Raw genomic sequence first — 18141 nt, forward strand, 5'->3', positions numbered from 1 at the left:
AAAAAGGAATTATAACTTTATTATGAAAATTATTTGGAAATATTTAATAAAATATAAAGCCTTACTTTTGTTAAATTTTATCGCCGTTTTATTTGTCTGTTGTAGTGAGTTAGGGATCCCTTTTATTATTGGAAAATTTATTGTTGATCGAAGTAATCATATAACCCCATTACAACTTTTTCTTATTTTAACTCTCTTTGCTGTTTGTGGATTTATCGGCAATTTAATTCTTAATTATTGTTCTTCAAAAGTATCTGCACTTTTGTTTCGTGATTTAAGTGGTGATGTTTTTAGTAAAGTTCAAACTTTTTCTCCTACTGAAATGAAACAATTTGGTATTTCTTCTATTTTAACTCGCACCACTTATGATATCAATCAAATTATGAATTTTATCGCTGTTTTTTATCGTACCGCAGTTGTTTCGCCGATTATGTTAATTATTAGTGCAATTGCTATTTTTTATGTCGCTTCTGTTTTGCTTTTTGGCGTACTTTTTATCTTTCCTTTTTTAATTTTAGTTTTAGTCATCATTATTAAAAAATCTTACCGTTTGTCGCAAGAAAAACAAAAACAGTTAGATGCATTAAACATTATTACACGCGAAAATTTAATCGGCATTAAATCTATTCGAGCTTTTCGTCAAAGTGAATACGAAACTAACCGCTTTGCCAAAGTTAATAAAAAATACAGCATCTTTTCTATTAAATTATTTAGTTTCATGGTTTCTATCGATCCTATTTTTTATTTTTTTCTTAATTTTTCTATTTTAATTAATTTTGGCGTGGGAACTTATATACTTACAAGATCTGATGATTTCAATTTTACTCTTGGTAAATTATTATCTTGTATCGATTATCAATTCCACGTTTTAGCCTCTATTTTAGAGTTTTTGCTGCTTTTTATGATGTTTCCAAAAACTTTAGTTTCTGTCAAAAGAATTGAAGAAATTTTAACCGTAACACCTGTTATTAAAAATCTTAATCACGCCTTAAAACCCCTCAAACCACTGCAAAAATTATCTTTTGAAAACGTTACTTTTGCTTATCCTGATGCTTCTAAACCAGCTTTAAGCAATATTAGTTTTACTGTTAACCAAGGAGAAATTATTGCCTTTGTTGGGGCCACTGGGTCTGGCAAATCAACTTTAATCGGTTTAATCCCGCGTTTTTATGATGCTAGCGAAGGAGTGATTAAAATCAATGATATCGATATTAAAGAATATGATCTTCGTTATTTAAGAAACAAAATTAGTTTCGTTTCGCAAAAAAATGTTTTGTTTAAAGGCACTATTGCCAGTAATTTATCTTTTGGTCAGGCAAATCCTTCCAAAGAACAAATGTTAGCGGCTTTACAACTTGCCCAAGCACAAAACATCATTCAAAATCAAAATCATCAATTTCAAGAAAGAGTTAATGAACTTGGGGCTAATTTTTCTGGCGGTCAAAAACAGCGACTGTCGATGGCACGTGCTTTTATCAAAAAGCCTGATATTTATATTTTTGATGATTCTTTTTCAGCTCTCGATTATAAAACGGAATACGAAATTAGAAAGGCTTTTTTTCAAATGAAAGAGCAAGCTTTAGTATTTATTGTCGCTCAAAGATTAACTTCAATTTTAACTGCTGATAAAATTGTTGTCTTAGAAGATGGTCGTATGATTGCCTCAGGAACGCACGAACAACTAATGGCAAGTTGTCTTCTTTACCAAGAAATTGCCAAATCACAAAATTTAGAGATAGTTGCATGAAACGTATTTTAAGATATTTAAAACCTTTCAAAACTAAAATTTTAATTAGCATTTTGCTAATTTTTGTTGTTTCTACTATCAGTTGTTTTATTCCTTTTTTGGAAGGAAAATTTATTACTAGTAAGATTAAAGATGAGTTTATTCCAGCGCCAGCAGATGTTAAAAATAGCAATAATGCCTTCTTCTTTGACATACTGATTACCTTGAGCTTAACTTTATTACTTTATTTATTTGTCATTATTTGTCGTTTGATCTTTAATAAACTCTTGATTCAATCGATTCACCAAGGTATGTGTGATTTAAGGCAAGATGTACAAAAAAAGATTCATCGTTTGCCGATTAAGTATTTCGATAGAAATACTTTAGGTAATATCATGAGTCGTTTAACACAAGATATTGAAGTTATTTCTAACTGTTTGCAACAATCTTTTTCGATTATGATCGCCGCTTTTTTGTTGATCTTGATGATTATTACTTTCATGTTTACTTTGCATTGGTTTTTGGCTATCATTGTATTTACTATGATCCCCTTATCTTTTTACAGTACTTATCGCATCTTTAAAAGTTCGCAACAAATTTTTATTCAAAGGTTTGAAAGTTCAGGGATTTACAATGGGTTTTTGCAAGAAAAATATACCGGTTATAAAGAAATCACTCTTTATAACCAACAACAAAATACTATTCAAGAATTTAAAACATATAACGAAGATTTGCAAAAATTAGTTTTTAAGTCTAATTTTTTATCTGGCTTATCATCTCCTATCGTTAATCTTTTTACTTATTTAACTTTGGTGGCGGTAAGTATGATGGGCTTTTTTTTAACATCATCCTCCATTACCCTTCCTGAGTTTTTTACTAAATTAGGTCTAGCAACTATTAAAATCGGACTTTTCCGGACTTTTTTGCAATATGTGTGGCGTTTAGGAAATCCGATTGTTGAATTAGGGCATATGTCAGTCCTCTTACAATCTGCCAATGCCGCTTCAAAAAGAGTTTTTTCTTTCTTAAACGAAATCGAAGAAGCTCCAGAAGTGACTAATCCGATTGTTTTAAACAAACCCGACGGAAAAGTTGTTTTTGAAAATGTTTTTTTTAGTTATAATAATAAAGATATGCTTTTAAAAAATATTAATTTTGTTGCAAAAAAAGGCCAAACTATAGCTATTGTTGGTCCTACTGGTTCTGGTAAATCAACTTTAATTAATCTTTTAATGAGATTTTATGATATTAATTCAGGTTCTATTAAAGTTGATGGCGTTGATATACGTAATTTAAAAAAAGATAATTTAAGAAAAATTTTTGGAATGGTGTTGCAAGAAACTTGGTTTTTTAAAGATACTATTTGGAATAATATTAAATATGGCGATAGAAATGCTTCTGATGAACAAATTTTAAAAGTTTGTCAACAGTCGCAAATTAATTATTTTATTAAAAGTAAACCTTCAGAATATCAAATGGTGATCAATGAAGAAGCTGATAATTTGTCGCAAGGAGAAAAACAACTCATTACTATTGCTCGTACTTTTTTAAGTAATCCTAAAATTTTAATTTTAGATGAAGCTACTTCTAATGTTGATACTAGAGTAGAAGTATTATTACAAAAAGCAATTAAAGAATTATTAAAAAATAAGACTGCTTTCATTATTGCTCATCGTTTGTCTACGATTGTTAATGCTGATCAAATTTTAGTTCTTAATCGGGGCGTTATTGTTGAACAAGGAACACATCAAGAACTTTTAGCTAATAAAAATTTTTATTATCGCCTTTATCAAAGTCAATTTCAAAAATAATTTTTTAAAAATAAAAAAAAGACTATCTTTTAAGATAGTCTTTTTTTGTTAAATTTCAACTAATTTATCGATTTCTTCTTTAGTAATAGTTTCTTGTTCTAATAATAAGTTAGCGATTTTATCTAATAAAGCTCTATTGTCTTTCATAATTGTTTGTGCTTCTACAAAACATTGATCAATGATTTTTTTAATTTCTCGATCAATGGCCTTCTTATCAGAAAATTCTGAATCTTGCACCACTCCTAAATCACTCATACCATAAGTAACCATTAAACGCGCGATGCGTGTAGCTTGTTTAAAATCATCATAACAACCACTACTTGCGTTATCTGACCCAAAAACTAATTCTTCGGCCGCTCTTCCGCCTAAATAAGAAATAATTTCTGCTTTAAATCTTTTTTTGGAATGAAAAAATAATTCTTTTTCTGGTAATACTAAATTATAACCACCAGCTGAGCCACGAGGAATAATAGTAATTTTTTGAACTTTTGCGCTGTTTCGTTTTTTTAGACAATTTTTTATTTTAAAATTGTTCTTTAAGACTAAAAAAAAGGTAATAATTTCATATCTTTTCAAACTAAGGAAATATTTTTTTAAAAATCAAAAAGTGTCTAAACTTTTTTAATAATTCGTTAGTTTCAAAAGATATTTTTTTTAATATTTTATCCTTACACTAACTAGCTAGGGAAAAAAAGTTAAAATTCCGTTAAGAAAATGAAATTAAAATTATTTTTTTACGCAATTATGTTGTTTTTTGAAAAAAATGCGTAAAAAAGTAACCTTTTTTCAAGGTTAAATATTTTAAATAAATTATTTATCTAATATTTTGTGAATATTGAGAAGGAGATGAATGATTTAATTTAGCTAAAAGCCATTTAGTATTCCAAAATTTAGGAAAATAATTGATTATTTTTTTAACTTTTTCGGTTGGTTTTTGAAATAAAAATGGATGTTGGTATTGTAATATACTTTTCATTTGGCCGAAAAAGTTTTCAATTACAGCGTTGTCCCTTGGATTGGCTTTACGCGACATACTGATTAAAAACCCTTTTTTTGTTAAAGTTTGTTGAATTTTGAGTGATTGATAAACTGTGCCTTGGTCGGAGTGAATGATGCATGGTTCTTTTAATTTTGAAAGTTTTTTAATAGTATTTAAAACTAAATCTTTATTTTGTTGGTTTGAAACATGTGAAGCAATTATTTGGTTGTTAAAAGAGTCGATAATACAAGAAAAATATAAAAATCCTTGATTAGTTTTGAAATAAGTGATGTCGGTGAATAGTTTTTGAAGAGGTTTAGTAGCTATAAAATCTTGATTGATTAAATTATCTACTACTTTTAATTTAGGTTTTAAATTGTTTTTATAACTATATTTATTTTTTTTAATTCTTAAGCGACAGCAAATGCCATTTTCTTTCATAATAGTATAAACTTTTTTCTTGGTGATGAATTCGTTAAAGGTTTTTGGTATAAATCAGTGATTTTACGATGGCCGTAAAAATATTGATTATTTATACATAAAGCATTAATTCTTTTTTGCTGTAAAAGGTTTTTTTCTTCTTTTTCTTTTAGTTTATCTTTCGTTTTCAACCAATAATAATAAGTGCTACGTTTTATTTGGATGGTTTTTAAAATGGTTGTTAAATTTAATTCATTTTTAAATTCTTTGACTAAATTAAAAATAGCTTTTTTATCATTCTTGTAAACAATTTGCATGAAGTTTTGCAATAATTTAACTTGGTATTTGAGTTTTTTATTTTTCATATCACAATATTATTTCCTTTTCTTATTATTTATTATAATTCTTAATAATTACAATTAAAAAATTTGTCTTAATGTTTTAATTTATTTTAAAAAAGGGAAACAAGTAATTATTTACATATCGATAAATAAAAGATACAACGATAATATCAAAATTAAAAAATAAATAAGGATAAAAAAATTAAAAATAAGTTTATTTATTTCATGTTTTATCTTTGGTTAAATTCTTTTTATAATCAGGATGTGGTTTTTTTACCCAATAACCCACTTTTCTTTTGAATAAAAATGATTTAATGTGTTTTAAATCTTCTAATCGATAATAAACGGTATTTAATCCCCAATTATAATTTGTTTTGGTGGGGTTGTTGTATTTATCTAGTTTTTTGGAATTTAATTTGTATAATTTTAAAGTATCTAACCTATCTACCTTTATTTTAATACCTATTAATTCTTTAATGTAGTCTTTTTGTTTGTTGTGATAATTAATTTGGAATATAGGAAAATGCGTTTTAAGGGTATTATTTTGGCTTTTAAGGGGTGTTGTGGGGTTGGTTAGGGTTGGATTATTATTATCGTTTTCGGATGAATGTGGTTTAATGATTTCTATTTTCTTTTTTTTCAACCAATAATAATAAGTGCTTCTTTTTATGTCGAGCATTTTTAAAGCGGTGGTTAAATTGAAGTCTTCCTTTTTAAGTTCATCAACCATTTTCAAAATTTTTGTTTTATCATTTTTGTGGATTTCTTTAATTGCGGTTTGCAATAATTTAATTTGGTGATTTATTTTTTCATTTTTCATATTAAAATATTATTTCCTTTTATATTTTCTATATATTATCTATTATAACTCTAAATGATTATATTTATAAAAAAAAGGGGGTCGCGCGGAAATGGGGGGCTCTTTCTTTTTCGTCTTCTTTTATTTGTATGTACTTATGATTTTTGTTAGCGCTTCAGCGCGTTGAGGGCTTTTGGTTTGGTTTTTAATTAAAACACCTCTTTTCAATAACGGAAAGGGAAAATGGGGAGTTATTTATATATCGATAAATAATAATGATAAAAATAATACAACGATAATATCAAATATCGAGTATAATTATTATTATCGATATAATATATAAAATATCACTCCTTAAAAATGTTTGTTTGTTACAAGGAAATTAGATGAGGCAAATGATGATAAAATGATGAGTGAATGATGATAAAACGATGAGTGAATGATGATAAAATGATGAGTGAATGATGATAAAATGATGAGTTAAAATAAATTTTTATGATTTTTCTTTTGTTAAATATCTTTTATAATCAGGGCGCATCTTTTTAACCCGATAGCCCTGTTTTGATTTGGTTAAAAATAATTTGATGTGTTTAAAATCTTCTAATTGATAATAAATAATATTTAGGCCTTTTTTATAGTTTGTTTTTATAGGATTGTTATATTTATCTAGTTTTTTGGTATCTAATTTATATAATTTTAAAGTGTCTAGTTTGTCTACGTTTATTTTGCCTATCAATTCTTTAATGTAGTCTTTTTGTTTGTTGTGATAATTAATTTGGAAGATGGGGAAATGTGTTTTAAGGGTATTATTTTGGCTTTTAAGGGGCGTTGTGGGGTTGGTTAGGGTTATTATGTTGTTATCATTTTCGGGGGAGTGAGATTTAATGATTTCTATTCTATACTTTTTGATTTCTTCTAAGATTTGAGGGTCGACAAAGAGAGTTTGGTTTTTGGGGCGGTAGTTTGCTTGTTGATAGGAATTTTTCTTTTTTGAATGAGAAATAATTGTAATATTTAATAATTCTTGTTTTAATGCTTGTAAAAAGTTTTTAATTTGAACTAAGTCGTCGGGGGTTGATTTTGTTTCCCAACCTCCGATTCTAATTTCTTGGTTTGTGTCGTTTTTCATTTCTTTTCTCCTTTGTTTTTTTTGTTATAAAAATAAATAACCCCTAATTTGCTAAAATAAAATCGCGAAATTTAGGGGGTATATACGCGTTTATAGGGGCGTGTTAATATGTTTATATGTGTAGGTGTGGTATATGGTGTAAAAAAAGTAATAATTTAATTAATTACTTCAACTTTGTCTTGTCCGAAAAAATGAATGGCTAAATCGACTATGATTTTCTTTTTGGCCTCTTCATAGGTGATATAGGGGTCTAAAAAACATTTTTGATAGGCTTGTTTCCCAAATTGTCTTAATAAATCATCTACATCTTTGCAAGTTTTGTCGTAAGGTGGTAAAATTCGTCTAATTTCGTATAAAATATTTGCTTCTTTAAGTTGTTCTCCTAAGGATTCGCTGCGTTTTTGTCCTATTTCGTCGTTATCTAAAGCGATAACTACTTTGATATTTTCTTTTTTGAGAATTTCTAGTTGAGATTGAGAAAGTAATTGAGTGACGCAAATTAGACCGACCGTGTTTTTAATATTGTTTTGCCAACAACTAATGACATCAAAAAAACCTTCATGAATGATAATTATTTTAGTTTTTTTAATATATGGTAACGCTTCAAAAAAACGATAGCTGAAATGAAAGGTCGGAGTTTGACTAAAATTAGTTAAAGCTTGATATTTGGGTTGGAAATAAGAAACTTCGCGAAAATTATTTTGATAAAAATGGAATGTTTTGTTATATCCGTTTTCGATAGGGATAATTATGGAACCATGGAAAGTATCGTGATAGTATTTAGTGCCTTTTTGATTGATTTTTTCTTTAATAAAGCCATATTCAACTAGTTTTGTTGTATCAATGTTTTTCTTTTTGCAATAATTTACAAATCGAAAAGATAAGGGTTTATCAGATAATGGGGCGTAACCAAGTTTAAATTCTGTGATAGTTTGGGGGGTTAATTTTCTTTTTTGCGTTAAATATTTTAATCCTAGGTGAGATTCATTGTTGCGGTTGGCGGTTAATAAATAGTTATAATAATCTCTAATTTGGTTGAATAAAGGTGATATTTCTTTAAATAATCGTGTTTTTTTGGCATTAATTTCTTTTTCGTCGATGGGGTTCAATGTATTTTTAGGGTGGTGTTGATATTTGAGGGGGATTGTTGATGTATTAATTATTGAATTTTGTTTCTGGGTTAATTTTTTGAACTCTTCGGTTTTCATGAAATTCAAAATTCTTTTAATAGCTTCTTCAAAAGAACTAGTTCCTCTTATTTCCATATAAACATCAACAATATCGTAATCTTTACAACATTTCCAACAATGAATTTTATTATCTGAAGTTAAATGACAACAAGTTGGGTTTTGGCCTTGATGGATAGGGCAGGGGAAACGATATTTGATGTTGAAGTTTGGGGATATAATGTTTAGTTTTTTTAATAAAACTGACATGGGAAATTGTGTTTGGATGTGTTTTATTTTTTCTTGATAATTCATTTATTTTACTCCTATGTGATTTTTTATACAAAAAAAGCCACTTGGAAAGTGGCTGATTGGGTTTATAATTTGGGTGTAAAAAAAAGACCTTGAGATGAGGGTCTTGAAATTAAATTATTTATTTTTATTTATTTGTTTTTTTGTTTTTTTGACGTCCTTGTTGTTGGTTGAGTTGCCGTGCGTGGGGTTGTGTGGTTGTTGTTGTGTTATTTTGAAATTAAAAGCCACTTTGGAAAGTGGCTCTTTGGTGTAAAAAAAGACCCTCAGGATGAAGGTTTAGTTGAAATTATTTGTTGTTTGTTTTTTATTTAGTACTTTTTGTTTTATTTAGTTAATTACAAAAACATACAAAAATTTCAGTGTTTTTTTGTTCTTAATTGGGTATAAAAAAAGACACTCGGAAAATGAGTGTCTTTGATGGGTTTAGTTTTTTTGAACGGTTTTTAGGTTTTATTTTTTTATTTTTTTTCTTTTAGGGGTATTAAAAATTCTCTATTATATTGTTGACAAAATTCCATAATATCAATAAATTCTTTTTTTAGTACATCAACATGCTCTTCTTTTGTTTTTTCTAAATCAAATGTATTTATTTTATCTAGTAAAGTTAAAAAATTTCTTCTTTTTTTATTAAATTCTTCCTCTTCTGAAATTCTAATATTTTTATTTTCTATTGCATGATTAACATTGAATTCCAAATGATAACAAGCAAGATTAATAAGCATGTCATAACCAGTATTTGGATTTTTTATTTTTATAACAAAAAAATTATCATAAAATTTTATGTTTAGTTTATTAATAATTATATTTTGTTTTTCAGCTTTTTTTCCCTTAACCCATTGGTTGATTTGTTCTATAATTGTTTTAAACTTATCTTTTTGCGAACCATTAACTAATAAAATAATTGAGGCACAAAGAAAACGATGATGTATTCTATGTAATACTTGTTTATAAACAAACTCTAAATTGTCAATATTAGAATAATTTTTAGCCTCAATCACATATTGCAAATTTTTCCCCAAATTAACTAAAACATCAACTTTTCCGTGTCCTTTGATAGCTTCTGTTAATGTAGATTTTCCGATTCCTTCCAATTCACTACACAAATGTGCATTAATGTAATTTTCAGAAAATTTTGTCATATGAAAAGTTTTCAATAATTTATGATGTCCTTCAAAACTAGTCATAGTTTGATCTATTTTTTTAATTATTTTTAAATATTTTTTATTTTTTAAAATATTTTTTATTAACATATGTAGTTTATCTTGTTTTTTTTATTTTTTTTAACGTTTTTTTATTACAAAAAAAATCACACAAAATATTTGGTTCAATAACACAAGAAGAATATAACTTTTCTGGATCATAAGTTTTTTTCCAAGGCTCTTCTTTGTGTGTTAATTTAGTAAGTTGAGAAGCTGTCATATAACCAAATTTATTAAAAACTTGTTCCAAAATTTCTTTTTGTTCTATAGTTAATGGCAAATTACTTTTTTCGTTTTCAAAATCAAAATATTTAAAAAATGGTTGAATTTCTTGTCTAAGAGCTTCTGCATAAACATCAGGAACAACAGGGCCGTATGGCCATGCTTCGATTCTTTCAGGAAATAAAACATTATCATATTTAGCTATGTAATAACCTTGTGAATAATAAAGTAATTTTTGAATTTTGGTTTTATTAAGTTTTTTATCTTTTTTTAAGAAAAAATCAACAACATCAAAAACGTTAATTTTGTTTTTTTGATTTTCCATATTCATTGCTTTTGTCCCCTTTCTTTCTATAACAAAATTATAACATTTTTGTTCATATGTTGCAAGTTTTTTGTTTAGTTTGGCTATTTGTTGTTTTAGTTTTTTGATTTGGGTTTTTAAGTTTACGGTTTTATTTTGGGTTTTATTGTTCATTTTTTTCTCCTTTGGGTTTATTTTTTTTATTTTTTTCTAATAGATTGGCTAAGACCGTTTGTAGGTTGTGTGTTGTTATTTTGTTGTTTTGAAATAAAAAAAGCCACTTGAAAGTGGCTATGGAAATGGGTATAAAAAAAGACCTTCGATTTGAAGATCTTAGTTGTATTTTTATTTAATTGTTTTATTTTTTTGGTTTTCGTTTTGCATGATCTTGGTCAAAATATAAATGATAAAAAGCACAATGTAATATCATAATGTGGCCATAATCATGTTTAAATTTACCTTTAAAGACATTAGAATAATTATTAAAATTTAAAATTGGCGGTTTAATAAAACTAATATTATAATTCATCCATTTTATAATATTTATAATTGATTGAGTAAAATTTTTGCTCTCACAATAAATAATCATGGAAACAGTTTTATTATCAACAGTAGTATGTCTATTAATTTGTTGATACAACATTTCTAATGAACGTTCGCCATCATATCTTTTACATTCAATAGGATGTTGAATATTATTTTTAAAAAATAACATTATATCAACCTTACCATGACCATTAATAGCTTCTCTAGCAACTGCTTTTCCAAAATTTTCTTCTAAAAATGTTTTTATAAAAGTTGTTAAAAAATTTTCTTTGTTTTGTGCACCAAAATAAGTTTTAATAATATCGTATTCTTTACAAAATTTGGAAGCTATTTTATGAATATAAATAATAATTTCGTTAAAAGTGGTTTCGTCCCATTTTGTCTTTTTTTTATTTGTTTCAAAAAAAGAATGCATTATCTCCACTTTCTTTTAATTAATAAAAATTAAAATAATTATTTTTGATTTTGAAAAAAAGATAAATTTTTTCATGTGAAATAACAGAATTTGAAAATTTTTTATTAGGATGATAAGTATTCTTCCAAGGATCTTCGTTATGTGTTTGTTCGATTAAAGTTTGCGGTTCTTTATAACCATGTTTTTTTAAAACTAAATCCAAAATATCAAGAATTTTTTTGGTTAATATTTTTTTACTACAATTGTATTCAAAAAAATCTTTCTTTTCCGAGCGACATTTCACAAATTGATAATAAACATGAGCAACTACTGGTCCTAATGGCCAAGCTTGAATTTCTTCAGTAAATAATGGTTGTTGATAACGAATTAAATGTTCTCCTTGAGCATAATATAATAATTTTTGCATTTGCGTAATGCCAGTGCCATATTTTTGAGGACAGTTATTTAAAAGATATTTAGCAACGTCAAAAACATTAACTTTCTCTAGATTTTCCATAATTAACCCCTTTTGAAAATTACTTCGATTATTAACATTATAACATTTTTCTTTTAAAATTTCAAATTTTTTGTTTAATTTAGTAATTTGTTTTTCGATTTTTTTAATGTTTTTTATAATTTGATTGAATTTGTTTGTCATTTTTTTTCTCCTTTGTTTAGTTTTTAATAAGTTTCTATTTGATAAGGTAAAACATAACCGATTTCTTGGAAGGTTTGGGTGGTTAGTTCGAAGTGATAAATTAAAGTTTTTTTAGTTCCGCTACGATTTTTTTTGATGCATATTTCGATTATTTTTTGATTTTCGTTGTTTTTTGATTCTAAATATAATTGATTACAATTTTGATTATAGATATTCAATGGTTTTTCTTTTTCTTTGGATAGTTTAGGTTGGAATTCAGTCATCATTAAGACAATATCGGAGTTAGTTTCGATGCCGCCACTTCCTTTTAAAGCGGTGATTTCAGGGGATTTTCCTTGATAATTGTTGTATGTATCTCTTGAAAATTGAGATAAAATGATAATTACAATATTTAATTCAATGGCTAATTGTTTGAGTTTCGTCATTATTTCGTCAATGGCTAATCGATCATTTTCTAAATGATTAGTCGATTTGGTTATTTGGAGATGGTCGATAACGATAATTTCAGCCTTTTTTTCTAAATGGAGGCGATAAACTAAATCAATGACGTAATCAATATTTTTGCCTTTATCGTAACTGAATGATAAGTTAATGTTAACAAAAAATTGTTTGGCTTGGTTCATCCTTTCCGTGTAGTGTGTGTGTGTGATGTTTGAGTCTTCAAAACTTTTATCTAAAATAATATCTAAAGGAATTTGAGTTTGGTGGGCTAATAAACGACTTAAATTTTCTTCTAAGGTCATTTCATAAGAAAATACCAACATATTTGGATGTTTGTTTGTTTCTTGGTGTTTGGTTTTTGAAATGTCTATTAAAAGGTTGTAGACAAAAGTGGTTTTTCCTAAACCAGTATAGCCCCCAATGGTGATAATTTGACCTTTTTTAAAGCCTTTTGTGGCTTGATTTAATCCTTTGAAAGTTTCTGATAGGCGGTAATATTCTTCTTGAATTTTTTGTTTGGCTTGTTGATTGGACTCAAAAAATTCAGGATGACAAGAAACCATTTGATTTAAATTAAAGAGTGTTTTATCATTTTTGTGAGGAATAAAAGCCATAAATTTTCTTAATTTATCAAAGATTTCTTGGTAGTATAGATGTTTATGATAAGGATCTTTATTTTCAAAAGAAGGACTAATAATTTTTAAGAGTTGTTGGAACAGTTTTTCTTGGGTATAGGTATGTTTTAAGTTATCTAAGAAATCAAGGTTATTTTCTTCATTAATATCATCACTTAAAAAAGATAGTGATTCTTTCGTAAAGTTATCTTGGGGAAAATGGGTTTGAAGATAGGTGATTAATTCTTGGATTATCTCCGTTTGAGATTTGATTTTATCCCAAGGATGAGATGTTTGTTTTTCTAAAAATAAATATTTTAAAGCTGTAAATATTTTTGTGTTGTTGGGGTCAAGTAGGGTTTGGGGGTTGATGATTTGGCAATAAAGGTTTACCTTTTCCCATTGGCCTTGTGCGCTATATTTTATTAGTTGTTGTAACGCTTTTTGTTGGTTGGTTAACATTTTATATTAACTCCTTATTTTTTATTTTTAATCATGTTAATATCGCTAAAAGGGAGGAATTGGTTAGTCAGTAATGTTTGTAAAAAGATGTTCGCTTGGGGTAAAAAACAATCGATCACTTGGTTAATTCCTAAGATTTTCCCTTGTTTGATTTTCTTGTTTAATCTTTGAGCTTCCACAGTGTTATTAGTTAATAAATAAAATTCAAAACGCGTATCGAGTTTTTTTAATTGTTGGGCTTCGACAATTGTTTGTTTGTATCGGTCGCGCAGGCATGTTTTGAAGTTGAAGGCGATTATGCGCTTGGTTTTAGTGAATAAAACCAAATCGAATTTGTTGTCGGGGATGAAAAACAAGTAAGCCTGGGGGTATAAATTGATGATTCCTTTATTTTGAAAATAGAGTAAAATAAGATATTCATTGATTTTACCGCGGATTACTTTTTTACTTTGGGAGTTGTGTTGGTTTTTATCTAGATATTCGTTTAGGAGGTTGTGGGTTTTTATCATGTATTCGTTAAATGGTTTGTTGAATAAAGAGGGTTGGATTATTTGTTTAGTGATGTTAACACATGAAGTTTGGTGATTAAAAACATTAATATTTTTGAAATGTAAATTAGTTAATTGTTTCATTTGATTAATTTCCTTTCTTAATAAAAAAAGACCCTAATTAAAGAGTCTTTTTGGGGTTTTAAATTTAATTTTTTTGGTACGCCATCGGATGGTTCCATCTTTTTTAATAGTTTTTATTTTACCGTTGCTATAATGGATATATAGATTGCCGTTTTGGCATTGTTTCTTAATGACTATTGGCATTTGGTATTTCTCCTATTTTTTTGATTATTTGGTTTGTGTTGAAGTTGGAATTTTTAGCTTCCATCGCTTTTAAAACAATTTGAGGACCTAGGTTTTTTCGTTTTAAAAATTCCTGATAACCCTTTTCTACTTGATGAAAATATGACAATGGGCTTGATTCAATGACATCGAGTGTGTGATTAGTTTGATTTACTTTGCGGTTTAACCCTATTTGTGGGTTGATTTTTAAATAAACAGTCAAATTTGGTTTGATAAAAAATTTAGTTAAATTGTTAAAAAGATAATATTTTTTATCAATTTGATTAGGATATACACGATATGCAAAATTAGAGCCTAACCAACGATCAACTAAAATAATTTTAGGGGTTTTTAAGTGGGGTTTGATGAGTTCTTCTTGGGTTTGAATCATGTTAGCAAAACTTAAAAAATATCTAGTTAAATTGTGTAATTTGTTGTGTGTTAAAAACGTTTCACGTATAGATTCGCCAATTGTTGAACTTCCTAATCCGCGAATAACAATCACTTCTTTGCCTTGTTTTTTTAATTCACGTTTAACGCTTTTTATTAAACTTGTTTTTCCACTGCCGTCAAGTCCTTCGAATATAATTAATTTCATGATTATTTCTCCTTTTAATCTTAATTTGGATATAAAAAAAGACCTTCAAATTGAAGGTCTAAATTAGGGTTTGTTTTAGTTTTTAAAAATAGGGAAATGCAAGGAATAAATTAATGTTTTAAAATTGGGGGATGAGTCATATTTTAAAATTACAGCATCACTTCCGATTGATTGAGTCAAAAGTTGTTCTCCTTTGTTTAATTCTTGAATGGTTGTATTCAAGTTTGCGTCCCAAAATTTTTCAGTTCGATCTAAAAAAATAAGTATATTAAAATCAGTAAAAAAACCAATTTCTTGTTGGCTTAATTCAATTATGGGAATAATGTCTTCTTTATCTTCTAAATAAAAAACTGCCATTTTCCCACGAATGATGAAATTATTATCGTAAATGTCAAAACTGAACGTGGAATAACTTTCGTCCCAATTTTTATAAATGAAAAATAATTGTTTTTTTGGGGTTTGAGAGTATATTAACTCTAAACTGTTAATAAATACATCAATTAAAGCTATATTTTCCATTTTTTGTAATGTTTTGGCGTTTCTATAATAATATTTCGAAATGAGGCGATTGAAAATATTATGAAAATGTTTAAAATTTTTGTTAACTATTTTTATTCTATTTTTATCCATTTTAATTCTCCTTTAATTTTATTTTGGATATAAAAAAAGACCTTCAAATTGAAGGTCTAAAAGTATTAATTAATTATTTAATTTTACTTAACTGTTTTAAATAAGTGGTTTTAGCTAGTTATTCTTTGGCTTTGTGTAGTAATTCTAAATATTTTTGACTATCTTTAATCATTTTAGAAATAAAATTATTATCTTTATAAATCCGAACAACATGATAGTTTTGGTCATGAAAATAGACTAAAAAGTAAGCGAAGTTCGCTTGGCTACAATAGAGTTGACATTGAACTTGGGCCCAATAATAACGTGGTATATTGTTTGAATGCGGTTGGCTTAAAAATGTTTCCCATGTTTTTGATGTTGTTTGGTTTTCATTAACAAACGGGCATTTAATTTCTAAAACGGCTTGATGTTGTTCGTTGTATCCATCTAAAGAGGCGGAAAAAAGGTTAACTTGATCATCAGTAAAAATGGTGTCTTCGAAAATTAAATTGGTTTTTTTTATGAAAAACTGCCGAGCGATAGGTTCCATCTTTTGTCCATGAAGCGTATATTGATTGGCGGTAAAAGTGGTGCCAAAGAGTTTATCATGGACTAATTGTTCCATGGAACGAAAGGGATCTAACCCCGTAATGGAAGCGATTTCGGAAGCGTTGATGTATTTTTTTCGATGTTGATACCATAATTTGGTGCGTTGTGATAGTTTGATTTGCATGGTTATTTACCTTTCTTAAAAATTTTCTTTAATAATGAAAAAAGATATTTTCCTAAATAATAAATAAATTTAATTATATGATAAAGACATTTAAAAAGAAAATCAATTAGATATAAAAGATGAGGAAGAAATAATAAAATAATTATTAATAAACCTAAGTTTAACCATTGATTTTGATAAGTGAAGAAATAATGACTAATAGTATTAAGAACATTATTTAACTTAGTTAACCAAGTATTAATGAAATGCCACATGATGATTGGGTTGCTTCATGGTTAAATATTGATAAAATTGCAACACGATTCCTTGTTTTAGTTGGTTAATACTTAGTTTGACGGTGAAAAGATAGAATTTAATGACATAATAAATGGTGATAATTGGAAGAAATGAAAGTAGGGTAATGATGAACAAGATAAGATTACTCGGTAAAGATGAAAAGATTTTTTTAATTAACATAGTTTTTGTTTCCTTTCCAAGTATGTGTGTTGCGAAATAAAAAAGACCCCTTTAAAGGGGGTCTGGTTTATAATTAAAAAATTATTAAATTCATTTAATTTATATTTTAAATTAATATATTTTGTTGCAGACAAGTTATTTTTTAAGAGAATATATTTTTTTTCTTAATTGAATTTCTAAATCTATTTGTTCTAAATTTATTTGTTCTAAATTTTTTTTAAGAAAAGATTTTTTTTCTTTCAAAAAAGATATTTGAAATTTTAAAAAACTTGAATTTCTTTCTGAAACGTTAGGATTTTTCTTACTTCTGATTTTTAAATGAAATGATAATGTTTCTTCTATTCTATTAATTTCTTTTAATATGGAATTTCTTTTTCTCGATAAATCATCTATTTTAGATCTTAAAAACTCAATTTTTGTTTCTGAAGAATCAAATAATTGTTCCGAAGAATCTGTTTTTTTAATTTCTGAATAAACTTGACCAGCATAAACCAAATTAGATTTTATAAAATAATTTATAAATATGAAAAATAAAAATATTATAAATAAAAAAATTGAAGTATAGTTGATGTTTTTTAAATTTAAATTCATTTTTTTGAATAAACTTTCTAATATAGATTTACTATTTTTTTAAATCAAAACTTATTCTTTATCACCAGTCATCGCTGGTTCTTTTATTATATGCGTCTTCTTTGGCTTTATCGTTATTGTGTTTATCTTGGTAAAGGGATAAAGTGTTACGGACAGGATTAAAGTGGAGGTGAAAATTAGTTAATTCAAAGTTAGAGTCGGAAACATGTGCGCTACCAAGGTAATAGTCCTTGTCGTCGTCTAAGAAGTGTTTAGGGCCTTTGTATTTAACGATTAAATAGTTACCGCTTGAGTCTTCTTTGAATTGTTTTTCTAAATCAACATATATAAATAATTGACTATCATTTTTTATGTCGAAACGAGAAAATTTAAATCCGTTCGCTGAGTTTTCCTTCCAAAGGTCGAAGGGGTAACGGTCTTCGATGTAATAAGCTAAGTTAGAGGGTTCTTTTTGGGTTTCGAGGCGGTCTTGAGCGATTGAAATATCGTTATGACTACCTTTTTTTTCTTGAAGTTGTTGTTGATAATAACCAATTCCATTAAGGCCATCAAAAGTATATTTGGCTTTGATCATTGTACATTTTTTATTATCGTCATACCATTCATCAAACTTTTCGAATGCGGTTTCTTTTAAAATAGGGATTTGTTCTTTCGGTAATTTCTTGATTTTTTTTTCGGTTAAAACAATAAAACCAATAAAAACGATAATTAAAAAAAGAAGTATCCCTAATACGATAAAAAACCACTTAATGATTTTTTTAATATTAAACATGATTAATTCCTTTCGGGTAATTT

General features: G+C 27.1%; 18 protein-coding genes and 1 pseudogene. 2 read left to right on the top strand and 17 right to left on the bottom strand.

Annotated features, from left to right (window positions below; genetic code table 11):
• Positions 1–22: 22 nt before the first annotated feature.
• Together psc1_RS01290 and psc1_RS01295 are read left to right on the top strand one after the other, a co-directional pair.
• Complete coding sequence (locus psc1_RS01290; RefSeq protein ID WP_373375710.1) at positions 23–1747, top strand: ABC transporter ATP-binding protein; 1725 nt, start codon at positions 23–25, stop codon at positions 1745–1747.
• Positions 1744–3537, top strand: a complete 1794-nt coding sequence (locus tag psc1_RS01295) for an ABC transporter ATP-binding protein (protein WP_373375711.1) — start codon at positions 1744–1746, stop codon at positions 3535–3537. The genes psc1_RS01290 and psc1_RS01295 overlap by 4 nt, the downstream gene beginning before the upstream one ends.
• Before the next feature lie 48 nt (positions 3538–3585).
• Here the strand turns inward: psc1_RS01295 and psc1_RS01300 are convergent, their stop codons facing one another.
• The 17 genes and pseudogenes from psc1_RS01300 to psc1_RS01380 all read right to left on the bottom strand — a co-directional run bounded on the left by psc1_RS01300 (position 3586) and on the right by psc1_RS01380 (position 18118).
• Positions 3586–4113, bottom strand: coding sequence for a hypothetical protein (locus tag psc1_RS01300; protein ID WP_373375712.1), 528 nt, complete (start codon positions 4111–4113; stop codon positions 3586–3588).
• Positions 4114–4351: 238 nt separating this feature from the next.
• Positions 4352–5301, bottom strand: a pseudogene (locus psc1_RS01305) (IS3 family transposase).
• 199 nt (positions 5302–5500) lie between these two features.
• The gene (locus psc1_RS01310; protein WP_373375714.1) at positions 5501–6097 is read right to left on the bottom strand and encodes a hypothetical protein; all 597 of its coding nucleotides are present in this window, start codon (positions 6095–6097) and stop codon (positions 5501–5503) included.
• A gap of 472 nt (positions 6098–6569) precedes the next feature.
• Positions 6570–7205 carry a hypothetical protein gene (locus psc1_RS01315; protein ID WP_373375715.1) on the bottom strand — a complete coding sequence of 212 codons (636 nt, stop codon included), beginning with the start codon at positions 7203–7205 and terminating at the stop codon, positions 6570–6572.
• Between the two features lie 155 nt (positions 7206–7360).
• Positions 7361–8686: a toprim domain-containing protein gene (locus tag psc1_RS01320; RefSeq protein ID WP_373375716.1), complete on the bottom strand. Its 1326-nt coding sequence runs from the start codon at positions 8684–8686 to the stop codon at positions 7361–7363.
• A 458-nt stretch (positions 8687–9144) separates the two neighbouring features.
• Positions 9145–9936, bottom strand: coding sequence for a hypothetical protein (locus psc1_RS01325; protein ID WP_373375717.1), 792 nt, complete (start codon positions 9934–9936; stop codon positions 9145–9147).
• 7 nt (positions 9937–9943) lie between these two features.
• Positions 9944–10585, bottom strand: coding sequence for a Panacea domain-containing protein (locus psc1_RS01330; protein WP_023161169.1), 642 nt, complete (start codon positions 10583–10585; stop codon positions 9944–9946).
• 184 nt (positions 10586–10769) lie between these two features.
• Positions 10770–11372, bottom strand: a complete 603-nt coding sequence (locus tag psc1_RS01335; RefSeq protein ID WP_373375718.1) for a hypothetical protein — start codon at positions 11370–11372, stop codon at positions 10770–10772.
• 19 nt (positions 11373–11391) lie between these two features.
• A complete protein-coding gene (locus tag psc1_RS01340; protein WP_373375719.1) occupies positions 11392–12009 on the bottom strand; it encodes a Panacea domain-containing protein in 618 nt (205 codons plus the stop codon).
• A 23-nt stretch (positions 12010–12032) separates the two neighbouring features.
• Positions 12033–13526, bottom strand: a complete 1494-nt coding sequence (locus tag psc1_RS01345) for a replicative DNA helicase (protein ID WP_373375720.1) — start codon at positions 13524–13526, stop codon at positions 12033–12035.
• A gap of 14 nt (positions 13527–13540) precedes the next feature.
• Positions 13541–14158 (bottom strand): hypothetical protein, encoded by a 618-nt coding sequence (locus psc1_RS01350; protein WP_122225644.1) that lies wholly within the window; start codon positions 14156–14158, stop codon positions 13541–13543.
• A 166-nt stretch (positions 14159–14324) separates the two neighbouring features.
• Positions 14325–14957, bottom strand: a complete 633-nt coding sequence (gene tmk, locus psc1_RS01355; RefSeq protein ID WP_373375721.1) for a dTMP kinase — start codon at positions 14955–14957, stop codon at positions 14325–14327.
• A 75-nt stretch (positions 14958–15032) separates the two neighbouring features.
• Positions 15033–15587, bottom strand: a complete 555-nt coding sequence (locus psc1_RS01360; protein WP_373375722.1) for a hypothetical protein — start codon at positions 15585–15587, stop codon at positions 15033–15035.
• 118 nt (positions 15588–15705) lie between these two features.
• Positions 15706–16299 carry a YqaJ viral recombinase family protein gene (locus psc1_RS01365; RefSeq protein WP_373375723.1) on the bottom strand — a complete coding sequence of 198 codons (594 nt, stop codon included), beginning with the start codon at positions 16297–16299 and terminating at the stop codon, positions 15706–15708.
• Positions 16300–16536: 237 nt separating this feature from the next.
• The gene (locus psc1_RS01370; RefSeq protein WP_122225648.1) at positions 16537–16755 is read right to left on the bottom strand and encodes a hypothetical protein; all 219 of its coding nucleotides are present in this window, start codon (positions 16753–16755) and stop codon (positions 16537–16539) included.
• 135 nt (positions 16756–16890) lie between these two features.
• A complete protein-coding gene (locus tag psc1_RS01375; protein ID WP_373375724.1) occupies positions 16891–17250 on the bottom strand; it encodes an effector protein in 360 nt (119 codons plus the stop codon).
• 157 nt (positions 17251–17407) lie between these two features.
• Positions 17408–18118: an effector gene (locus psc1_RS01380; protein WP_373375725.1), complete on the bottom strand. Its 711-nt coding sequence runs from the start codon at positions 18116–18118 to the stop codon at positions 17408–17410.
• Positions 18119–18141 lie beyond the last annotated feature (23 nt).

The organism is Candidatus Phytoplasma solani, assembly GCF_041729705.1.
In the GTDB taxonomy this organism is placed as follows: domain Bacteria; phylum Bacillota_I; class Bacilli_A; order Acholeplasmatales; family Acholeplasmataceae; genus Phytoplasma; species Phytoplasma solani.